The sequence below is a fragment of the Devosia sp. Z6_126 genome, from assembly GCF_058133495.1.
Genome location: NZ_JBYUNO010000002.1, coordinates 554680 through 572819, shown reverse-complemented (window position 1 = coordinate 572819; position 18140 = coordinate 554680). Strand labels below are relative to the sequence as shown.

Annotated in this window: 15 protein-coding genes and 1 riboswitch; of the genes, 10 read left to right on the top strand and 5 right to left on the bottom strand. The window is 61.0% G+C overall.

Annotated features, from left to right (window positions below; genetic code table 11):
• The first annotated feature begins 137 nt into the window (after positions 1-137).
• The 5 genes from AC3YOG_RS09700 to AC3YOG_RS09680 all read left to right on the top strand — a co-directional run bounded on the left by AC3YOG_RS09700 (position 138) and on the right by AC3YOG_RS09680 (position 6258).
• On the top strand, positions 138-2003 hold the full coding sequence (locus AC3YOG_RS09700) for an AAA family ATPase (protein WP_489934902.1): 1866 nt from the start codon (positions 138-140) through the stop codon (positions 2001-2003).
• A gap of 220 nt (positions 2004-2223) precedes the next feature.
• Positions 2224-2304: riboswitch (ZMP/ZTP riboswitch) on the top strand.
• A 20-nt stretch (positions 2305-2324) separates the two neighbouring features.
• Positions 2325-3005, top strand: a complete 681-nt coding sequence (locus tag AC3YOG_RS09695) for a DJ-1/PfpI family protein (RefSeq protein ID WP_489934901.1) — start codon at positions 2325-2327, stop codon at positions 3003-3005.
• Between the two features lie 89 nt (positions 3006-3094).
• Positions 3095-3670 (top strand): hypothetical protein, encoded by a 576-nt coding sequence (locus tag AC3YOG_RS09690; protein ID WP_489934900.1) that lies wholly within the window; start codon positions 3095-3097, stop codon positions 3668-3670.
• A 233-nt stretch (positions 3671-3903) separates the two neighbouring features.
• Positions 3904-4551 carry a hypothetical protein gene (locus AC3YOG_RS09685; protein ID WP_489934899.1) on the top strand — a complete coding sequence of 216 codons (648 nt, stop codon included), beginning with the start codon at positions 3904-3906 and terminating at the stop codon, positions 4549-4551.
• A gap of 501 nt (positions 4552-5052) precedes the next feature.
• Positions 5053-6258, top strand: coding sequence for an MFS transporter (locus tag AC3YOG_RS09680; protein WP_489934898.1), 1206 nt, complete (start codon positions 5053-5055; stop codon positions 6256-6258).
• Between the two features lie 64 nt (positions 6259-6322).
• Here AC3YOG_RS09680 and AC3YOG_RS09675 read toward each other — a convergent pair whose 3' ends face one another.
• Positions 6323-7336 carry an alpha/beta hydrolase family protein gene (locus AC3YOG_RS09675; RefSeq protein WP_489934897.1) on the bottom strand — a complete coding sequence of 338 codons (1014 nt, stop codon included), beginning with the start codon at positions 7334-7336 and terminating at the stop codon, positions 6323-6325.
• A 240-nt stretch (positions 7337-7576) separates the two neighbouring features.
• Here AC3YOG_RS09675 and AC3YOG_RS09670 point away from each other — a divergent pair, with 240 nt between their 5' ends.
• A complete protein-coding gene (locus AC3YOG_RS09670; RefSeq protein ID WP_489934896.1) occupies positions 7577-8680 on the top strand; it encodes an alpha-hydroxy acid oxidase in 1104 nt (367 codons plus the stop codon).
• 158 nt (positions 8681-8838) lie between these two features.
• Here the strand turns inward: AC3YOG_RS09670 and AC3YOG_RS09665 are convergent, their stop codons facing one another.
• Positions 8839-9846 carry a DUF2332 domain-containing protein gene (locus AC3YOG_RS09665; protein ID WP_489934895.1) on the bottom strand — a complete coding sequence of 336 codons (1008 nt, stop codon included), beginning with the start codon at positions 9844-9846 and terminating at the stop codon, positions 8839-8841.
• A gap of 212 nt (positions 9847-10058) precedes the next feature.
• Here AC3YOG_RS09665 and AC3YOG_RS09660 point away from each other — a divergent pair, with 212 nt between their 5' ends.
• The 3 genes from AC3YOG_RS09660 to bsh all read left to right on the top strand — a co-directional run bounded on the left by AC3YOG_RS09660 (position 10059) and on the right by bsh (position 13635).
• Positions 10059-10943: an aminoglycoside phosphotransferase family protein gene (locus AC3YOG_RS09660; protein ID WP_489934894.1), complete on the top strand. Its 885-nt coding sequence runs from the start codon at positions 10059-10061 to the stop codon at positions 10941-10943.
• A 947-nt stretch (positions 10944-11890) separates the two neighbouring features.
• Positions 11891-12598 carry a hypothetical protein gene (locus AC3YOG_RS09655; protein ID WP_489934893.1) on the top strand — a complete coding sequence of 236 codons (708 nt, stop codon included), beginning with the start codon at positions 11891-11893 and terminating at the stop codon, positions 12596-12598.
• Between the two features lie 62 nt (positions 12599-12660).
• A complete protein-coding gene (gene bsh, locus AC3YOG_RS09650) occupies positions 12661-13635 on the top strand; it encodes a choloylglycine hydrolase (RefSeq protein ID WP_489934892.1) in 975 nt (324 codons plus the stop codon).
• Here bsh and AC3YOG_RS09645 read toward each other — a convergent pair.
• Positions 13604-14068 (bottom strand): DUF2267 domain-containing protein, encoded by a 465-nt coding sequence (locus AC3YOG_RS09645; protein ID WP_489934891.1) that lies wholly within the window; start codon positions 14066-14068, stop codon positions 13604-13606. The two genes, bsh and AC3YOG_RS09645, sit on opposite strands and share 32 nt — an antisense overlap.
• A 143-nt stretch (positions 14069-14211) precedes the next feature.
• Here AC3YOG_RS09645 and AC3YOG_RS09640 point away from each other — a divergent pair, with 143 nt between their 5' ends.
• A complete protein-coding gene (locus tag AC3YOG_RS09640; RefSeq protein ID WP_489934890.1) occupies positions 14212-14952 on the top strand; it encodes an SDR family NAD(P)-dependent oxidoreductase in 741 nt (246 codons plus the stop codon).
• Positions 14953-15017: 65 nt separating this feature from the next.
• Here the strand turns inward: AC3YOG_RS09640 and AC3YOG_RS09635 are convergent, their stop codons facing one another.
• Both AC3YOG_RS09635 and AC3YOG_RS09630 read right to left on the bottom strand, forming a co-directional pair.
• Positions 15018-15545, bottom strand: coding sequence for a hypothetical protein (locus AC3YOG_RS09635; RefSeq protein ID WP_127752636.1), 528 nt, complete (start codon positions 15543-15545; stop codon positions 15018-15020).
• Positions 15546-15668: 123 nt separating this feature from the next.
• Entirely contained in the window at positions 15669-18056 is a 2388-nt protein-coding gene (locus AC3YOG_RS09630) for an efflux RND transporter permease subunit (protein ID WP_489934889.1), read from the bottom strand.
• Between the last annotated feature and the right edge of the window lie 84 nt (positions 18057-18140).

Genomic DNA, 18140 nt, shown 5'->3' with positions numbered 1-18140 from the left:
CCATTGGCGGGACTGCCGCGCGCAGCGATAGGCAAGAGGTGACCCGGTCCGCGCTTCAGCGCGGAGTGGTGCGGGAACCTCTTGCCGAAGCGAGCACGGCGGTATCGTCGAATGCAGTCGGGTCGAACGCTGGTGCATTGAGCGTCATCGTTAAGCACCTGGCCACCGATCCCGAATTCATCGGTATCGGATACGCCAAAGCCGGCAAGCTCGCGGAAAAGTTCGGTAGCGAGCTGCCCAAGATGCTGGCGGACGGCGACCCCGGACCGTTCGCGCCTATCGTGGGCCAGGAAGCGGCAGACACGCTGGTCGCCGCATGGCGCCGGAACCTTGCCAAAGGCGATGTCGTCGTCTGGCTCGCCGAGCTCGGCTTCGACCCTCATCTCGCCGGCAAGGTGGTCGACTTGTGGGGCGACACCGCCACCGAGCGGCTCCACGCAGATCCTTACGCGATGATGGCTTTGGCGGCCTTTCCGACCGTAGACGCCGCGGCGGCGAAGCTGGGGATCGATCCTAATGATCCTCGCCGGCAGGTCGCGGCCGTCGAAGGCGTCCTTTACCTGCGTCTGGACAAGGCCCACACGTGGATGTCGGCAGACGACTTAGCTGCCGGTACAAAGGCAATTCTCGGTGTGGAGGAGCATGACGCCCTGCGCGCGATCGATCTCGCGGCCGAGCTTGGCGCGGCAGTCAAATCCGGATCGGGGTACCAGCCCGCCGGCGCCGCCATGATGGAGGCCTATGTGGCGGACCGCATTGCCGCCATGGCGGCGCCTCCGGAGATGGATGATCTGATCGCCCGAGAGGTGTCGGCCGAAGAGGTCGACCAGTTTCTCGACGGGTGGACACGGGCCCGGGGCCTGGTCCTCGACGAAGACCAGCGCGATGCGGTGCATCTCGGCGTGCGCAGTCGGTTCTCGCTCGTGCTGGGCGGCGCCGGTGTCGGCAAGACCACTGTGCTGAATGCTGTGGCCGCGGCCTGTGAGACATTCGGCCGGGTAACGCATATGGCGGCGCTGGCTGGCCGTGCAGCCGTGCGCATCAGCCAGTCGACCGGACGTCCGGCAATGACCATCGCGGCCTTCCTGAAGGGCTGCGAGGCCCGCCAGATCGCCTTGGGACCCGAGAGCCTGGTGGTGATCGATGAGAGCTCGATGCTCGACTTGCCGACGCTCTACCGGCTTTTGCGCGCATTGCCGGAGGGCGCCCGCCTGATGTTGGTCGGCGATCCCGGGCAGTTGCCGCCGATCGGATTTGGTTTGACCTTCCACGTCCTGGCCGAGACACCTGAAATGACCAAGGTCGAGCTGAGGCGAATCTACCGCCAGACCAGCGACAACGGCATACCGGCGGTGTCGCGCGTGATCCGGGCCGGGTCGATGCCGGAGTTCGACCAGTTCAGGGGCTCCGGCCAGGGGGTGAGCTTCGTCCAGGCGCCGAAGAGCCAGATGGCGGACATCATCACCGACATTGCTGCCGATCTTGGCGGTATCGGCGACGACCTCCGCATCCTTTCCGCCGTGAAGGCCGGCGACGCCGGAGTGCACGGGCTGAACGGCAGATTGCATGATTTTGTGGCCCGCGGCCGCCGGGTGGTCTCCGGGTACGCCGTTGGTGAGCCGATCATGTTCCTCAAGAACGATTACCGCCGGGACTTGCGCAATGGTTCGCTGGGAACGGTTGTGTCGCTCGAGGATGGCGTCGAGTGCGATTTCGACGGCCGGCGGCACGTCTTCAGCGGCCGCGACCTCGCCGACCTTCAGCTGGCCTACGCCATGACCGTCCACAAATCCCAGGGATCGCAGTTTCGACGGGTGATCGTGCCGATCCAGCGGAGCCGGGTCTTGGATCGTACCCTGGTTTATACGGCGGTCACTCGTGCCACAGAGCACGTGGTGTTGGTCGGAGACCTGCCGGTGCTACAGGAGGCGATTATGGCGCCGCCAGTGGCCTCGAGGCGGGAGACAGGGTTATCAGGGCGTCTGGCAAGTACCGTTGCCTGATTGCCTGCTTGCCCCATTTCGGCCGTTGGACGGCCCATTACCAATCCAGAATGTGGGCATCCCGGCAGGAACCGACCCCTATTCGGCCGTTTGACACTCTTCGGTTTTTCTGAATAGCGGACGCGGTGGGCGACCTAGGGAGCCACCCATTCCGTCTGAAATGGATAAAGCCCAAGCGGGAGCCGCTCAGCTTGCGGTTCGGACAGGCTCTGGCATACTGCGTTCGTTGCGTAACTGGCGAACGAGATGGGACACCATCGGGAAGCGCAACCTTGCGGTGCCGCTCGCCTGGGCAATTCCATGACTTGAATGGTGATGCCCATGCACGTGACCATGCTCCTCTACCCAGGCCTGACACAACTTGACCTGACCGGCCCCTTTGAAGTCTTCGCTCGCGTACCTGGTCTTTCAATTGATTTGGTTTGGAAGGAACGCATGGCGATTGTGGACGCCTCGGGTCTTCGCCTGTTTGCCACTCACGCCTTCCACGATGCACCGCCTACTGACATTCTGTTTGTTCCGGGCGGCCCAGGGCAACTGGCTTTGATGGACGACGCTGAGACGCTGACCTTCCTGCGTCAAAGGGCGAAACAGGCCAAGTTCGTGACATCGGTATGCACAGGGTCCCTCGTTCTTGCGGCTGCCGGGTTGCTGCAGGGTTATCAGGCGACTTGCCACTGGATGTCGTTATCACAGCTTGCATTGATGGGATCAGTGCCGGTGCAGGAACGCGTAGTTATCGATCGCAATCGTGTAACCGGGGCAGGGGTGACTTCGGGGATCGACTTCGCACTCGCACTGGTGGCCAGAATATTCGGCGACGAACGCGCCCAGCTCATCCAGTTGTCTATGGAATACGATCCGCAGCCGCCCTTCCCAAGCGGCTCCGTCGCCAAGGCCGAGCCGACGCATGTCGAGCAACTCAAGGCTCTGGCGGCGGGTTTTCAGGAACACCGCGAGCTAGCGGCGAGGAGGGTGGGCGAAACGCTCAAGTTGGGCTAATTCGACTGATGAAAGAATGCTACCCTAATATACCGAACACCGTCGTCCCTAGGGTTCACCCGCGGATCGACCAGAAGATCAGAGGGGTTTTGGATAAGTTCAATGCGAAAGAACCTTCTCCGTCCTGGAACGCTGGCACAGGTCCAGCAACGCGTGATAGCGGCCAAAGTCTTTTTAGGGACGCCCTGGCCGAGTTTCTTGACGACTTCTATCTCGATGGTGACGTGTCTTCGCGGGCAAGCCGGCTGGCAGAACGTCCCGATAGGTGCGACGATATGGTCCGGGAGGCCTACTTGGCGGCCATAGCCGAGCACCTTTCCGCCAGATGGATGTTGGGCGACGCTCCAGATTGGGTGCACGAGCAACACCGCTTCCTTTCGCGTCCATTCTTCCTGGGCGCCGAGCGCGACAAGCCTTTTTTGCTTGCCGAAAGCCCGGCGGCCTTCCGGCGCCGGTTTATCTTCACGGAGGCCGAGCCACTGCGCCGCGCGCGCATGCCACAGGATCTGAAGTGGTGGTCCTACGAGAACATGAGAAACGGCTCCATTCCGACGATGGAGGACCTTCTGCACGCCATCAGCCTCTCCGGTGTCAAAGAGAGCAAAGTCCCCGAGATCTTGGCAAAGTGGCAGGTTGGAGAACGGCGGGAGCTGATATTCAGCTGATCGACCGAGAGTTCCCGCATGAAGACGCACGTGTTTCGCTGAAATCCGTCAGTCTGCAATGCAGCCGGAGGCGCCGGTCTGATACCGACCCCATTTCGGGCGTTCAAGGTTGCAACTGGCGAGCTCAAAAGCAGACCAAGACCGTGGAAGCAGCAAGTGTATTAGGGCACCTGCCTCCCAATGGATGCACCGCTGATGAAGCAGCCGCGCGATATCTTTAGCCGAGTGCGAGCTTGTACTTTTTTACAAGCCAGTTCATTGAAATACCAAAATGGCAGCAAAAACATTCCATCAATCTTGAGATGCAGGAGGTGATCATGCGGCGTCGCTGTCTATGGCTCGCCGCAGCCGCGTTGCTATTGGCGCAGCCCGCACTACCTCAGGAGGCAATAGCTACAACCGTGCCCGAAATAGATGCATTTCTTACCTTCTGCTGGCGAACCGATGCGGATCCGAGTGCGGTAGCCGCTATAGCACAGCATAGGAGATTGAAACCACAAACGGGAGCCTTCGCTGCTCTAGTCGAAGACGAGGACACGGAAGAGGCAACAGCTTGGCTGCTCAACGAAACAATCGCGATTACGGCGTCTACTTTCACGATCGCTGAGGCTCGCCTGCGCATCAACAAATGCGCTGTAAGTGGAGGTAGTTATCTTTATGCAGACGTAGAGAAGATGTTAGCTGAATTAAAATCTAAAGGACCGCCCGACAAGAACCTTGATACCGGCACCATGGATCTTTGTAGTGCTGTTAATTCTTGTGTGTGGAAGGGGAACGACTTGTTCGATGTGATTTTTGTTGGGGAAAGCCAGGAATTTTATCCCTCACACCTTTTCCTAGTTGATCTGCCGGAGCACATCCCCGGTTTGGAGAAGCCCTGAAGCTAAAATAATAGGCAGCAAATTCACGGCAGCAGGCCGCAACTGATCTCTATGCATCCTTTATTTGCCCGTTCAGCAAAAACGGTATGACGCAGCCGGCTACCTCTTGTGACCTAATCTAAGGGGTCAGAGGCCCAAGGAATTTATAGACGGCAGGCTCACAGTTGGTGGCAAAAGGCCCCTCGCGAGGCTGCCAAAGGACGCATAAGCAAACGCTGGGTGATGAGTTCAAGATGCTCTATCGAGCTCCTCCTGGACTGCAGGCGCCGGCCGGATCGTCCGCTTCCAATCCCCACCTACCCAGAAGCAGCCAGGCAGCAACCCACCCCCAAGATGCCGGTCCGGAGCCGACCCCATTTTCAGCCGCTCCGCGCACGCCAGCTTTTGCTCCGAAGCAGTCCCTCCCACGGATCCGGGCGGAGCTTGCAACTTGTAGCTGGAGCGTGACAGGAAGCCGGGGATGCGATGCCGATATGCGCATATCCTTGATGCTGAGGTGTGATGGCGGATCATGCGAGCTACTTTGCCCTGATCCGTCTGCCCGTGCCGAGGCGATTAGCTATGGCCAGCTTGCCAGCGGATTTTGCCGATTGGCTGGACTATGCCGCCATAGTTGCCCTTCTGGTTTACGGCTGGGGACACGGGCCGTTTGTTCTGGCAGGCTTCGCCCTCGCATTGAGCCTTCCCTATATTCTGGCCGGACCATTCGTGGCAGTGATTGTGGATTGGGCTCCGATCCGAAGCGTTCTCGTGATTAGCAACATCGGAAGGGCCGTAGTGACACTGGCATTTGCCTTTACAGGCGATGCCGCGGCTTTGCTGGCGCTGGTGTTCTTAAGAGGGGTGATCGACTCCGCCTTTACGCCTGCACGGCAGGCAGCTGTTCAGGCAACGACCCCAGCGTATTTGCTAGGTCATGCCAATGGGCTGCACCAAGCCATCAATCAGACGTCGAAAATTGCCGGTCCGGCAATCGGCGGCCTGTTATTGGCGTTTTGGCCCGCACAGAGCGTGTTCATGCTCAACTCTGGACTGTCGCTCATTGCTGCGTTGATCGCGCTCACCCTAACAATTGTGCCACACGAGCCCAGGAACGAGCGTGGCCGCTTCTTCATCGAAGCCCTCGCGGGAATATCCGAGTTTGGGCGCAGCCGCAGTCTGCTCGTGGCACTCGTCTTCTCGGCTTTCGCCTATTTTTCTTTCTTTCTCTATGATGCGCTCATCGCTCTTCTTGCCGAAGGTTTTGGGTTCGGGGCAACGGCTTTTGGTCTTTCCATCGCGGCATCAGGACTCGGCGGATTGATCGGCGCCTTGGTAGCAGGGCGCATCGCAGCGAAACATCCGATTGCGACCATGGCAGTTGCGGCCATAGCATCAGGGCTTGCTACCGCCACCCTTGCAACGGCGGCGATGGCAGGCTGGCAGCTGCATCTGGCGACATTCCTTCTGGTGTTGACCTTGATGGGTGGGGCCACGGCATTCATGCTGGTGCCCTACCGGACCATTATACAGGTTGAGACCCCGCCTGATCGCATAGGTCCAGTCTTCGCTGCGGGAGAGGCAGTGGTCACCCTCGCTATGCTGTCAGCCCCGTTGATTGGCAGCGCGATCGCTGCACGTTGGGGAACTCCAGCGGCGTTCCTGGTCGGGGGATGTCTACTAATCATCCTGGGTGCCGTAAGCATTGCGACCGCACGCCGAGAATGAAGCGGAAGCTTTAGCGCCTCGGCTACTGCGGGTCGGCGACATTGCCCATCCGAGACGTTGAGATCTATGCGCGGGCTATCCGAGAACGGACATAGGCGTCATGTTCCTCAACCATATCGGCCACACGGTCGTGAATGCTTGAGCGATCAAGCCCCGGAGCATCCTCGAACAGCTCCGGAGCCGCCTCCCGTCCTTTGCCGCTACCTTCTGGTAAGAAGGTGTAGTGGTTTACTCCGCCATGGATCATCTCGAAGATGCTGGTCGTAACGCTCTCCTTGAGCGGCTGGCAGCATAGGTCTGTTGGCGCCGTCGTGTCCGCGTCGCCCCCAATGAGGAGGACGGGACAGGTTATGGCCCCTAGGCTTGCTTTAGAGAGCCCGAGCACCGACCGACCGGGAGCAATGGCTACAGCACCGTGGATTCGTTCGTCGCGGTAGTCATCGCGACGCCTGTCAAAGGATTTTCGAAACACTGGGTTGGTCTGCAACTGCGGCCACTCGTCGGCGAGCATGGGGAATTCGCGGGGGCCGCGGATCGGACTTTTGACGGGGTTGTCCGGTTCGAACTGCGAATAGGATACACGCGCTCCGGCCAGCAGCATCGCCGTGTAGGCACCAGCCGAGAAGCCGGCGATGCAGGCCTGATCTTCTACCACCATTCCAAGCTCGGCTCGCCAGGACGGTTGGTCAAGCAGGACGGTGAAATCCCGTGCTCGCTCCCAGAGACAGAAGAATCCCTCCGCACGGTACGCTTGCGTACTCGTATGCCCGTGGTGATCGAGGCCTACCGCAACGAAGCCGCGTGCGGCCAGTCTGTGACCAAGCCAGTCCATGGCGAGCGCGCTTGCGCCACTGCCATGAGATAACAGCACCAGGGGATGAGGCCTGGATGGCTCGAGCGGCGGTGCGTCAAGGGCAGCAGGTCGGAGCTTAAACCAAGGCGCGCGCTCTGGATGGGTCTTTGGGTCTTCGCCTGCGCAGGGATACCAGGCCGACCACGTCAGTGGGCGAGTGTCCGTTCCTTCCCAGTTCGAGCGAACTGGATCGGAGCACAGCCCGGAGCGGAACCCAACAGCCATGAACACGCATTCCACACGCCAACCGTCACGACCCTACAGGTTTGTAAGCGCAATGGCGAATGTTTGTCTGAGCACTCACTCGAAACAAGATGGTCTGCGCTGTTGATATCAGGACGTGTCGGCTTTGAAAGCGAACCTTGCAGGTGGCCGTTTTTCATGGATCATATCTGTTGAGATCGGGGGGGGCAGAACTGTCGCTTTGACCGGGAATATAGCGAAATCAACCGCCGAGGAGGCGTGATGAGCGCAGGAGATGAAGTTGTAGGTGCTGCTTCCGCAACAAGCGAATTCGAGAGCCTGCACGAGATCGTGGGGAAGGCTCACCAGGTTCTGCTGAAAGAAAAATGGGATAGCCTCACAGGTGGGGCGGAAACGGAAACAACCCTCAAACGCAACCGTCTGGCCATAGATTCCATCGCCTTCAAACCGCGTGTGTTACGCAACGTCGGCACCGTAGATCTTTCCGTCGAGCATTTCGGCCGCAAGCTTCGACTGCCCGTGTTTCTCGCACCTACTGGTCCGTTGAGCCTATTCGACTCTGGCGGAGGAGCAACTGTTGTATCGGCCGCTCAAGCTTTCGGCATCGGCCACATGCTCAGCTCGGGATGCACACCGCTTGAGACCGTTGCCAAGGTGGCTCCCTCAGCTCTGCGAATGGCGCAGCTCTATGTCAGAGGTGATGATGTTTTCGTGCATGAGTATATTGGTCGCGCGCTCGCATGCGATTGTGCCCTAGTCTGCCTGACTGTCGATAGCGCGGTTCTCGCTCGTCGTGATCGAGACATAGCCAACCGCTATCGCACGGCTGGATTGGGAAAGTGGCAAGGTCAGGCCCATCAGGCCGGCCTCGACTGGCGAACCGTCAAGTTGATCAAGGACACCTACGACATTCCACTCGCGCTCAAAGGCATTGCCACGGTCGAAGATGCTCGTATCGCGGTCGATCATGGCGTGGACTGGATATACGTTTCGAACCATGGTGGCCGCCAGCTCGACCATGGCAGAGGTACGATGGATGCCTTGCCTGAAATCATTGATGCCGTAGCCGGCCGCGCAAAGGTGATGGTCGATGGCGGTTTCTGTCGCGGGTCAGATATCCTAAAAGCCCTCGCGATCGGTGCGAACCTAGTGGGCCTTGGTCGCATGCAATGCTATGCCCTCGCTGCGGGAGGTGAGGCCGCAATTACTCGCATGCTTGAGTTAATGGAAGACGAAATGCTCCGTTCCATGGCCCTGCTTGGTGTTTCAACCATTGGGGAGCTGGATCGGTCTTATCTGCATCCGGCAGTCCCGGTCACGATACCAGGCGCCTTGAGCGCATTTCCGCTCGTAGATCTGTCGTGAACTTAGTGACAGATCGGTCGCTCTGAAAATCCATGGGAAAATTAGGTGAAGCTGAGGAATTGTTCGAGGCCTGAAGTCAGGTCTATAGCCTGCCAATCCGAAAGCCGCCTTTCCCCTTCCCACCCCTTTGAAGTCGTTGCGGATATTCGGCCCACCGATCACTGAAGAGCTCGTTGTTCGAAGTCGGTTCTGTCATGCTGGAGTCCTGCCATCCATGCTCCATGCGGGTCGGTCCACGCGACCGGGATCCGGTCCACCGACAGCAGGAACGCTCCAGGCTCTGGCGCAGTCGCGAGAGCCATGTCGGTAGGCGGCATGACGCCCGGTGACTCGTTGCAGATCCACACGTCGGCGACTGCATCAACACGCTCGGCAAAGGCCATGCGGTCGTGCGGGTTCGATACGTAAGCAAGAACGGCCGTGTGGAAGACGACGAGGGTGGCCTCGGACGGAGCCTGGCGGCAGAGAATTTCGAACTCCGATCCGAGCAGGTCACCCCGCATGATGTTTGGCGGAGCGGCCGCAGCGATGTCCAGGGCCAGGAGGAGACGCTGAGAGCGTTCCTGCTGTTCGGGCCAAACTAGGGTCTCCAGCCAAGCCGCCTCCTCAGGATCATCGGCGCGCAGAGGGTTGAGATCGAGGCCGGCGCGCCAGACGACCTCAGGCAAGGTGTCGGGAACGGCAAACCCATTCGCCCTGCAGGGAAACACCGGATAGCGGCCCATGCCGTGCGACGGTCGAAGGCTGCGCCCAGGATAATCGTAGCCGTAGCGGTCGGGGAACAGGCACAGACCGGCGGATGCACCTACCTCCAGCAAGGCCAAGGGTTGCGGCAAGCCCCCCAGGATGGGCAGGAGCGCGGCACAGCGGTGTGGCTCGTTGGTTTGGGTGGATCGCTCCATCATTACCTGACGAACCGCGCCGAGGTGCTCCAGGAGGCCGGCGCGAAAGGCGGCAAAGCCTTGAGGCACGCCGAGGACGTGCCGGTACGATGCAAACAGCAGGTTCGGCTGCTGCTTGGCACTCGGAAGCTCCTCCAGGAACCCGATGATCTCGGGGTCGTCGGCGACGCAGGCGGAGAGCTGTTCGTATAGCGGTGACTTTCCGCGCGCTTCCCGCACGGCGAAGCGCCGGTACCGCCCCACGATCTCTTCAGCTGATCCCAATGATTTCCCCTGCTCTCAAGTAATCGGTCCACCGAGAGTTCATCTGCACTATCGTCGTGATTAACGCCTTCTCCAGTTGCCGGCCCTTAATGGCGCCGCCAAGCGTCGAACCGATGCCCAGACACTGGATCAGGTGCGTGCATGTGTGATCAAGTCTTAACTGCAGGATCATCTCTGTTATCTGGCTCTACTTAGGCATCGTGAGGGTTCGAATGAGACTACATGCAGACGAGATCTCCATTGATGATACGTTTGTTGCTCGTTTGCTCAGCGAACAGGCGCCCCAATGGGCGAAGCTCCCTCTTCACCGCATCGCTTCGTCCGGAACGGACAACGCGATTTTCCGTCTGGGGGATAACCTGGCGGTCAGGTTACCGCGGCGGCCCTCTGCCGTGGCCCTGCTGACAAAGGAACTTGACTGGCTACCACATCTTCAGGGCCTGCCTCTCGACCTGCCAGTGCTGGAATTTCGCGGGTGGGCGGATCGCGGTTTCGACTTCGGGGTATTCAATTGGATGGAAGGTGAGGTCGCCTTGCCAGAGCGGGTAGCCGACCTGAGAGATGCCGCTACTATCCTCGCGGACTTCCTCAAGGCGCTGCACCTTAAGGACACCAACGGCGCGCCCCCGGCTGGAGACCCAAACAAGAAGCGGGGGATCGCGCTTCGCGAACTGAGCGAGGCGATCCGGCCGGCAATCAACATTGTGGCCGACGAGATAGACTCCCGCCGCACTCATGACCTGTGGGACGAGGCTTGCGCTGCAGAGTTCCGCCGGCAACCGGTTTGGCTCCACGGTGATCTCAAGGCGGACAACCTGATCCTCCGTGACGGGGTCTTGCGTGGCGTGATCGACTGGGGGCTTTCCGCTGTAGGCGATCCTGCAGCCGACTTTGCGACAGCATGGTTCTGGGTGGACCCGTCCGCTCGCACGGTGTTCCGCGACAGGCTCAATCTGGATGACAGTGATTGGCTGCGGGCGCAGGGCTGGGCGATCTACGGGGCGGTTATTGCGCTAAGCTATTACCGCGGCGGCAAGAATGAATTGCTCTGTCGACAATCAAGGCTGACGCTTTCACGGCTCGGGCTGCTTCTTTAGCAGGGGACCTTAAATAGGTACCGTCGATGCGTCCAGCTCCTGGGTGAGGTGACGACCAACGGTGCTGCGCTAACTGGCGGTTTCAGGAACCAAGATGCGTAGCTTAGGATCGATCAGGCCGCTAACGACCCTCTGTTGAAGTGAATAGTTGGATTGGGGATCAACGAGATGGACCCTAAAAGAGAGATCCCCCAAAGCGACCCTTCGGCAGACATCTTGCTGACCCGAAGGCCGACATTTCAAACCTCCGGCTTGATCATCCCGACCCTGAGATCTTTGGCTGAGTAGATAACCTTCTCGTCCACAAACACATGTCCATCGGCCTACAGCGCCGGTGCACCACGCCGGGCTCGCTTGATGTCTACTTCGTACCTTACCACCCTGGATCAGGGCGTGACATCGCGACGAATACGTCACCTCACCAACGCCAATCGCCTGCTTTGCCGGCCGCACCCCACCAGCCCAGCCGAGCCGACGATCTCCCAGGCTTTGTGACAAAGGTTGGGAAGGATTGTCCTTGCGGTTCAGGAACCTGTCGGCGAACCTAGACGAACCTGAATTCCTGATTCTTTACACACGACCATTTCGAAGGCCGAAAATGCATGTGCTTTGCCAACGCACTAACACACACAGTTGCATTTGTTGCCGGGCACTACCGTTCTGAGGCCCGACGCCTCCATAAAAACCAGGAAAGTGGGTCGCTTCGGCGGCCCATTTTTTTTGCCGTAAAGCCTTTCCGGCTTCAAAGGCATGAAGCGACAGCGCGGCCCTGGGAAAAAGCCCCATTATTGACTTTGCTCAATTTGCGGCACCCGCGACGGGCTAGTTTCACGGTGAAATGAGGCGTGCATGCCCGCACCATCCAAGAGTCGCCCAGACTTTGGCGCGGTGGCACCGAGCTGCCGATCTCTGATTGCACGCAAGAGCCCTGACCGGAAGGAACCACCATGTTGACGTCCAAGGCATCTGCAGCTCTGCTCGTGACCGTCCTTGCGGGCTCACTGGCCCTGTCCCCGCTGGCGGTGGGGCAGGACAATGCGACCCCCGCCACCACGCAAGCCGCGCCTCAGGAGCCTGATGGAGCGCACCGCGCCATCCGCTGGGCGCAAGCCCATTTGCAGGAGATGGATGCCGCCATCACCGTTCTGGAGCAAAACACCGAACAACTCGCGGGCGACGCGCGCACCAAGGCCGAAGCGGAACTCGACAAGCTGCGCGCCGTGCGGGAGGAGTATCAGCGCTCGCTCGAGGAGGCGCTGGCCACCACGGACGCCAGGACTCGCGAGGAAACCGAGCGGCTGGGCAGTGCGCTCGCCACCCATTGGGACGACTTCGAGACCGATCTGGCCGCCTATTATGACGCCGCCAAGGCTGATCACGAACTTCGCCGCGCCGTATTCATCGCGCGGGCCGAGGCGCAGGAAGCCGCCTTCAGGCAGGAAATCGAGGACCTCGACCAATCGGTCGCTAATGCGGCTGCAGGCGCCAAGACCGGGCTCGACGCGCGCAAGGCAGCGCTGGAAGGCCGGCTGCAGGAAAGTCGCGAACAACTCGACCGGCTGGGCGCCGCGACCGACGCCTCCTGGCAGCAATTCGTCGAGGGCCTGCATAATGCCCGCACGGCATTCCAGGCCGAGTTTGAGAAACACCAGTAAGCCATTGATCTATTTACAGGCACTGCAGGCCCGTCGCGGTCGGCAGAACGGGAGATCGGCAGATGTGCACCGGCGCCAACTACACCACCAAAGACCATTATTTCGGCCGCAATCTCGATCTGGAATTCTCCTATAACGAGACCGTCACGGTTACGCCGCGCAACTTCCCCTTCGAGTTCCGCAGAATGCCCAGGCTCGACACGCACCACGCCATCATCGGCATGGCGACCATCTCGGATGGCTATCCGCTGTACTACGACGCGACCAACGAGAAGGGGCTCAGCATGGCGGGGCTCAATTTCCCCGGCAATGCCGACTACAAGCCCGAAGCCCCCGGCCAGACCAATATCACGCCCTTCGAGTTCATCCCCTGGATCCTGGGCAAGTTCGAAACGGTGGACCAGGTCAAGGACGAGCTGCGCGCGTTCAACCTTGTCGATATCTCGTTTAGCGAGGCCTTCCCGCTCTCGCCGCTGCACTGGATCATCTCGGACCGCGAGAAGTCCATCACTGTGGAGTCGGTGCGCGACGGCTTGAAGGTCTACGACAACCCTATCGGCGTGCTCACCAATAACCCGACCTTTGACATCCAGTCCTTCAACCTCAACAACTTCATGCACCTGTCGCGCAATCCGCCCGAGCCGCATTTCTCGGACCAGCTCAGCTTCGACGTCTACAGCCGCGGCATGGGCGCGATCGGATTGCCCGGCGATCTGTCCTCGTCCTCCCGCTTCGTCAAGGCCGCCTTCACCAAGCTGAACGCGATTTCGGGCGACTCCGAGTCGGAATCGATCAGCCAGTTCTTCAAGATCTTGGAGTCGGTGGCCCAGCAGCGCGGCTGCGTGGACGTCGGCAACGGCAAATACGAGATCACCATCTACTCGTCGTGCTGCAACACCGACAAGGGCATCTATTACTACACGACCTACGAGAACAGCCAGGTCACGGGGGTCGACATGCGCAAGGAGGACCTCGACGGCTCCGCGCTTGCCGCCTATCCGCTGATCAAGGGCCAGCAGATCCAGATGCAGAACTGAGGTCTCGGCTGCCGGCCGGCCCCCAGAACTCCCGGGCGAACGGGGGCAACTTGTCGAGGCACTCGGCAAAGCTCGATTGATCCATGCTGCGCCACAGCACCGTCGCCACATCCTCGATCGCGCTCGGGGGCGAGATATTATGGTTGGGCCGCAACTCCCGTACCTCCCGGCGCCAGGCCGCGCGGTCCAGCACCGGAGCGGGAGCGGCGAGGGGGTCCCAGTCCATTACAAACAGCGCCCGCAGCATTGGCGGCAGGATCTGCACGAACACGATCCCTTCCTCGAGCGTCAACCGTCGCCGGAACGCCAGCAACACCCCCTGCAGCATAGTATAGGCCTGATGCCGCGTCGTCAGACCCGCTTGCTCGGCAATTGCCGCCAGCAACGCATCGAACTCAGCCGAAGCCCGCCGGTATTCGTTTGGCACCGTCATCCGCGTCCTCCTCTCAGCCGATCACCAATCTGCCACCACTTGGCCGCGCGCGCACGCTGGCGGCGCCAATTCGCGCCCTCCTGACAAGACTTGTCCCGCGCGGCCCTTAAACCGCCAGCAGCAATCAATCAGGAGGCACGGAGATGAGTGAGTTTGCGGATAAAACCGCCCTGGTCACCGGGGCCGGCTCGGGCATCGGGGAAGCGACGGCTCGGGCCCTGTACCGGGCGGGAGCGCGGGTGTTTGGTGGCGTGCACACGCTCGAACAGGCGCAGCGCCTGCAGCGCGAACTGCCGGGCATCGTTGCCGCGCCCTGCGACGTGCGGGACCCCGCTGCCGTCGAGCGCATGGTGGCGCAGGCCGCAGCGGCGTTCGGCCGCCTCGAGCTTTGCGTCAACTGTGTCGGCATCACCGGACCCGCGCCAACCCCCATTGCCGATTACGATCCGGCGGTTTGGGCCGAAGTCATCGCCACCGATCTCACCGGCATGTTCCATTGCCTCAAATACCAGGTCCCGGCGCTTGCGGCGGCTGGCACTGGGGCCATTGTCAACATGTCCTCGGCTAATGGCGTGGTCGGCATTCCCGGCATGGCTGCCTATACTGCCGCCAAGCACGGCGTCGTAGGTCTTACTCGCAGCGCTGCTCTGGAGCTCGCCAACGCCGGCATTCGCGTCAACGCCGTCGCACCCGGCTATGTGGCCACGCCCAAAGTGCTCGCCGCCGGCGAAGATGCGCTGACCCTGTTCCGCCAAAGCCACCCGATGGGGCGGCTGGCCGAACCCGACGAAGTCGCCGAGTTCATCCTCTTCCTGCTGTCCCCGCGCAGCGCCTTCGCCACTGGCGGGGTTTACGCGCTGGATGGTGGCTACACCGCCCAATGACGCCGGAGCACATACGAAAGGGCGACCACCCGGCCGCCCCTTGCAGTCATCCGATGGCTCAAAGACTATTTGCTGAACGGCACATTGGCGCGGATGCTTTCGCCGGTTTCAACATAAACCACGTTGAAGCCCACCGTGATCTCGTCCTGGTCGAGCGCGATATCGGCCGAGATATCGTATTCCTTGCCTTCTTCGTCCTGGTCGCGTTCGCGCAGGTTGAACAGCAGTCCCTTGCCGCGCTTTTGCCCCACGGCAATGCCCGAAAAAGCGGCGTTGGAGGTCATCGCCGCCTCGAACCGCCGCTGCGCGTCCACATAGGCGAGCGTGCCATTGATCGAGAGCACCTTGCCGGCTAGCGTGCAGCGCCCGCTATAATTGACCTTGTCGCTATTGCCGGTGCTGACCTTGAGCCGGCACACCACGGTTTCCGAGCGATCCCCGGTTAGCGTGCCGCGGCCGCGCCAATCCCCGATATAGGATTGGAGCAGGGCCACGTCGGCCGGCGCGGCAAAGGCCGGCGCCGCACCAACAACGCCAGACAAGGCAAGACCCGCGAATGCCAGGGCACGCGCCACAGGCCCGAAATAGTTCATCCTAACCCTCCGAATGGAAAACTGCCCCCCGGCGACTGCGCCGAGCTTAGCAAAACCCTGCTGCCGCGCGGCAAAATTCGCCACAATGTGAACAACCCGCATCCCACGCCAGCGAGCCCCTCGCTACGACACGATCGAGGACGGCGCCGCGCCGCGCGAGGCCGCTTCTCCGCTCGGATCATCGGGCGTCGACTCATGATCGGCCATGCGCACCTTGATCTTGCCCAGCGGGTGAAAGAACTTGCCGCCCGCGGCCAGCAAGGCCGGCAGGATGAACAAATCCCCGATCACGGCAAAGGCCAGCGTCGATACGAACAGCTTGCCGAACAGCGCCACCTGCGGCAGCTCCGAAAAGGTCACGATCACCACCCCGGCGCAGAGGATGATCGTCGTCGCCACGATCGCCCCGCCGATCCGGTCCAGCGTGTGCTTGACCGCCGCCAGGTGCTCCATGCCTTCCTCTCGTCGCGCATGCAGATAATGCGACAGGAAATGCACGGTGTCGTCCACCGCGATGCCAAAGGCGATGGTCAGCGCAATCACCGTGGTCAGTTGCAGCCCGGCGCCCGAGAAATACAGCCACGCCTCCGTCCCCAGCACGGGAAAGAGGTTGGGAATGGCCGAAGCCAGCGCCACCCGGAAGCTCTGGAAGGCAAAGCCGATCAGCCCCAGATTGACCAGCACCGACAACGTCAGGTCGAGCTGCAGCCCGCTCACGATCTGGTCGGTGGCAAAGGTCGTCATCACCCGGAACCCGCCGATTTCAGCGCCCTCGATCCCCGCCGCCCTCAGTTCCGCCGTCACATCGGTGACGAGGTCCTTGAGGGAATCCGAATCAAGGATCGTCGGCATAAACCCGGTCACCAGCGCCTGGGAGCCGTCGTCATTGATGAAGCGCCGCTTCATGAACGGGCCCACGGCCTCAAACACCTCTTCGCGCGTAAAGCCCGCTTCGGTGTAATTGGTCAGGCTCGCGGCGGAGATGACCTTGTTCTCCCCTAGGTGGGCTTCCATGATCTCGTGCACGCGCCCGATCGTCTCGAAATCCTCGGGCGCGACATTGGGATCGTTCTGCTGCAGCGGCACCCGCACATAAAGCGGCGCCACCCCTCCCACGCCCTGGTCGATCTGCTGCGCCGCGGTGATCGCGCTGGATTCGCGCGCGGTGAAATCCTCGAAGGCAAAATGCGGCTTGATCAGGAAGTAGGGGACGAACAGAACGAGCGTGACCGCGATGGCGACGATTGAAACCAGTCGTCCATAGCGCCGGGCCAGAAACCAGCTCAGGGGCAGGGGAGCCGTCAGCACCAGGCTCGAGCGCTTGGGTGCCTTGAAACCGAGCCGCAGCGAGAGCTTGAGCATTAGCGGCATGAAGGTCATCAGGCACACAAACAGCAGGAACGAGCCGATCGCCCCCGCGATCGAAAACTCGCGCACGCCCTGGCCTGGGGTCAGCGACAACGACGCAAAGCTCACCAGTGTCGTTAGCATGGTCAACGCCGCGGCCGGCCCCACCAGCTTGACCGTGGCATCCACCGCCTTGTTGGGCTCCATCCCGTCGTCGCGCCAAAAGGCTAGCCAGTTGAAAACAAAGAACATGGATTCGGCGAACGAGATCACCAGCACCAGCGTCGTCACCAGGATGGTGAGGAACGAGAACGAGCCGAAAAACAGCAGGATGATTCCCATCGTCCACATCACTGCCACAAACGGCGTCGCGGCAACGAGAATGGCTCCCGGCAGCGAGCGCAGCGCGAGGAGCGCGATCAGCGACCCCAGCCCAAAGCCCCAGACGGTGAACTTGAGCTGGTCGCTGACCGCCGCGTTCAGCATTTCCGTGGTCCAGACCGGGGGGCCGGTCAGCTCCACCTGGATGTCAGCGTCCTGGTAAAGGGCGATGGTTTCGCGCAGGGAGGCGATCATCGCCTTTTCCCCGTTTTCCTGCACCGCATCGCGGTTGGGGAACATGATCAGCACCACGCCCGACAAATCGGGTGTGATCAGGTTGCGCATCATCGGGTCGTTCTGCTGCAGCTCGCTCAGCGCCGCCGCAACCTCCGCCGGATCAGTCATCCCTTCAGGCACTGCCGGCACCGAGCCGCCGCCGCCATCAGGCTTGCGCAGCGTAAAGGGCGACATCGTGCCCACTGCGTATTCGCTCAGCTCCATCTCGAAGGCCAGCTCGCGCACCCGCTCGAGCACTTCCGGATCGGTCAGGCGAGGCGAGGTCACCAGCACATAGATGTCGTTTTCAAAGGTGCCGAAATTCTCCGACAGCCGCTGATAGGCGTCGTAATGCTCGCCGGAATCGGCAAACACCCGCAGTAGGTCCCCATCCACATTGGCGCGTGGAATCTGGCTGAACGCCAGGGCCGTAATCGCCAGCACGGCAAGCGCCACCGCCAGCGGATAGCGCAGTGTGGTCAAACCGATATGTTCAAGCCCAAAGCCGATGGAGCGGTCATGCGTCACCCGGGCCAGGGCGCGCTGGAGCAAAGCAGAAAAGGCCAAGACACCCGGTCTCCACGTATAAGGCGACGAATTGGCGCGATTTCTACGGCTTTGCGGCAGTTGCGTCCAGCAGCCACTGTAGTG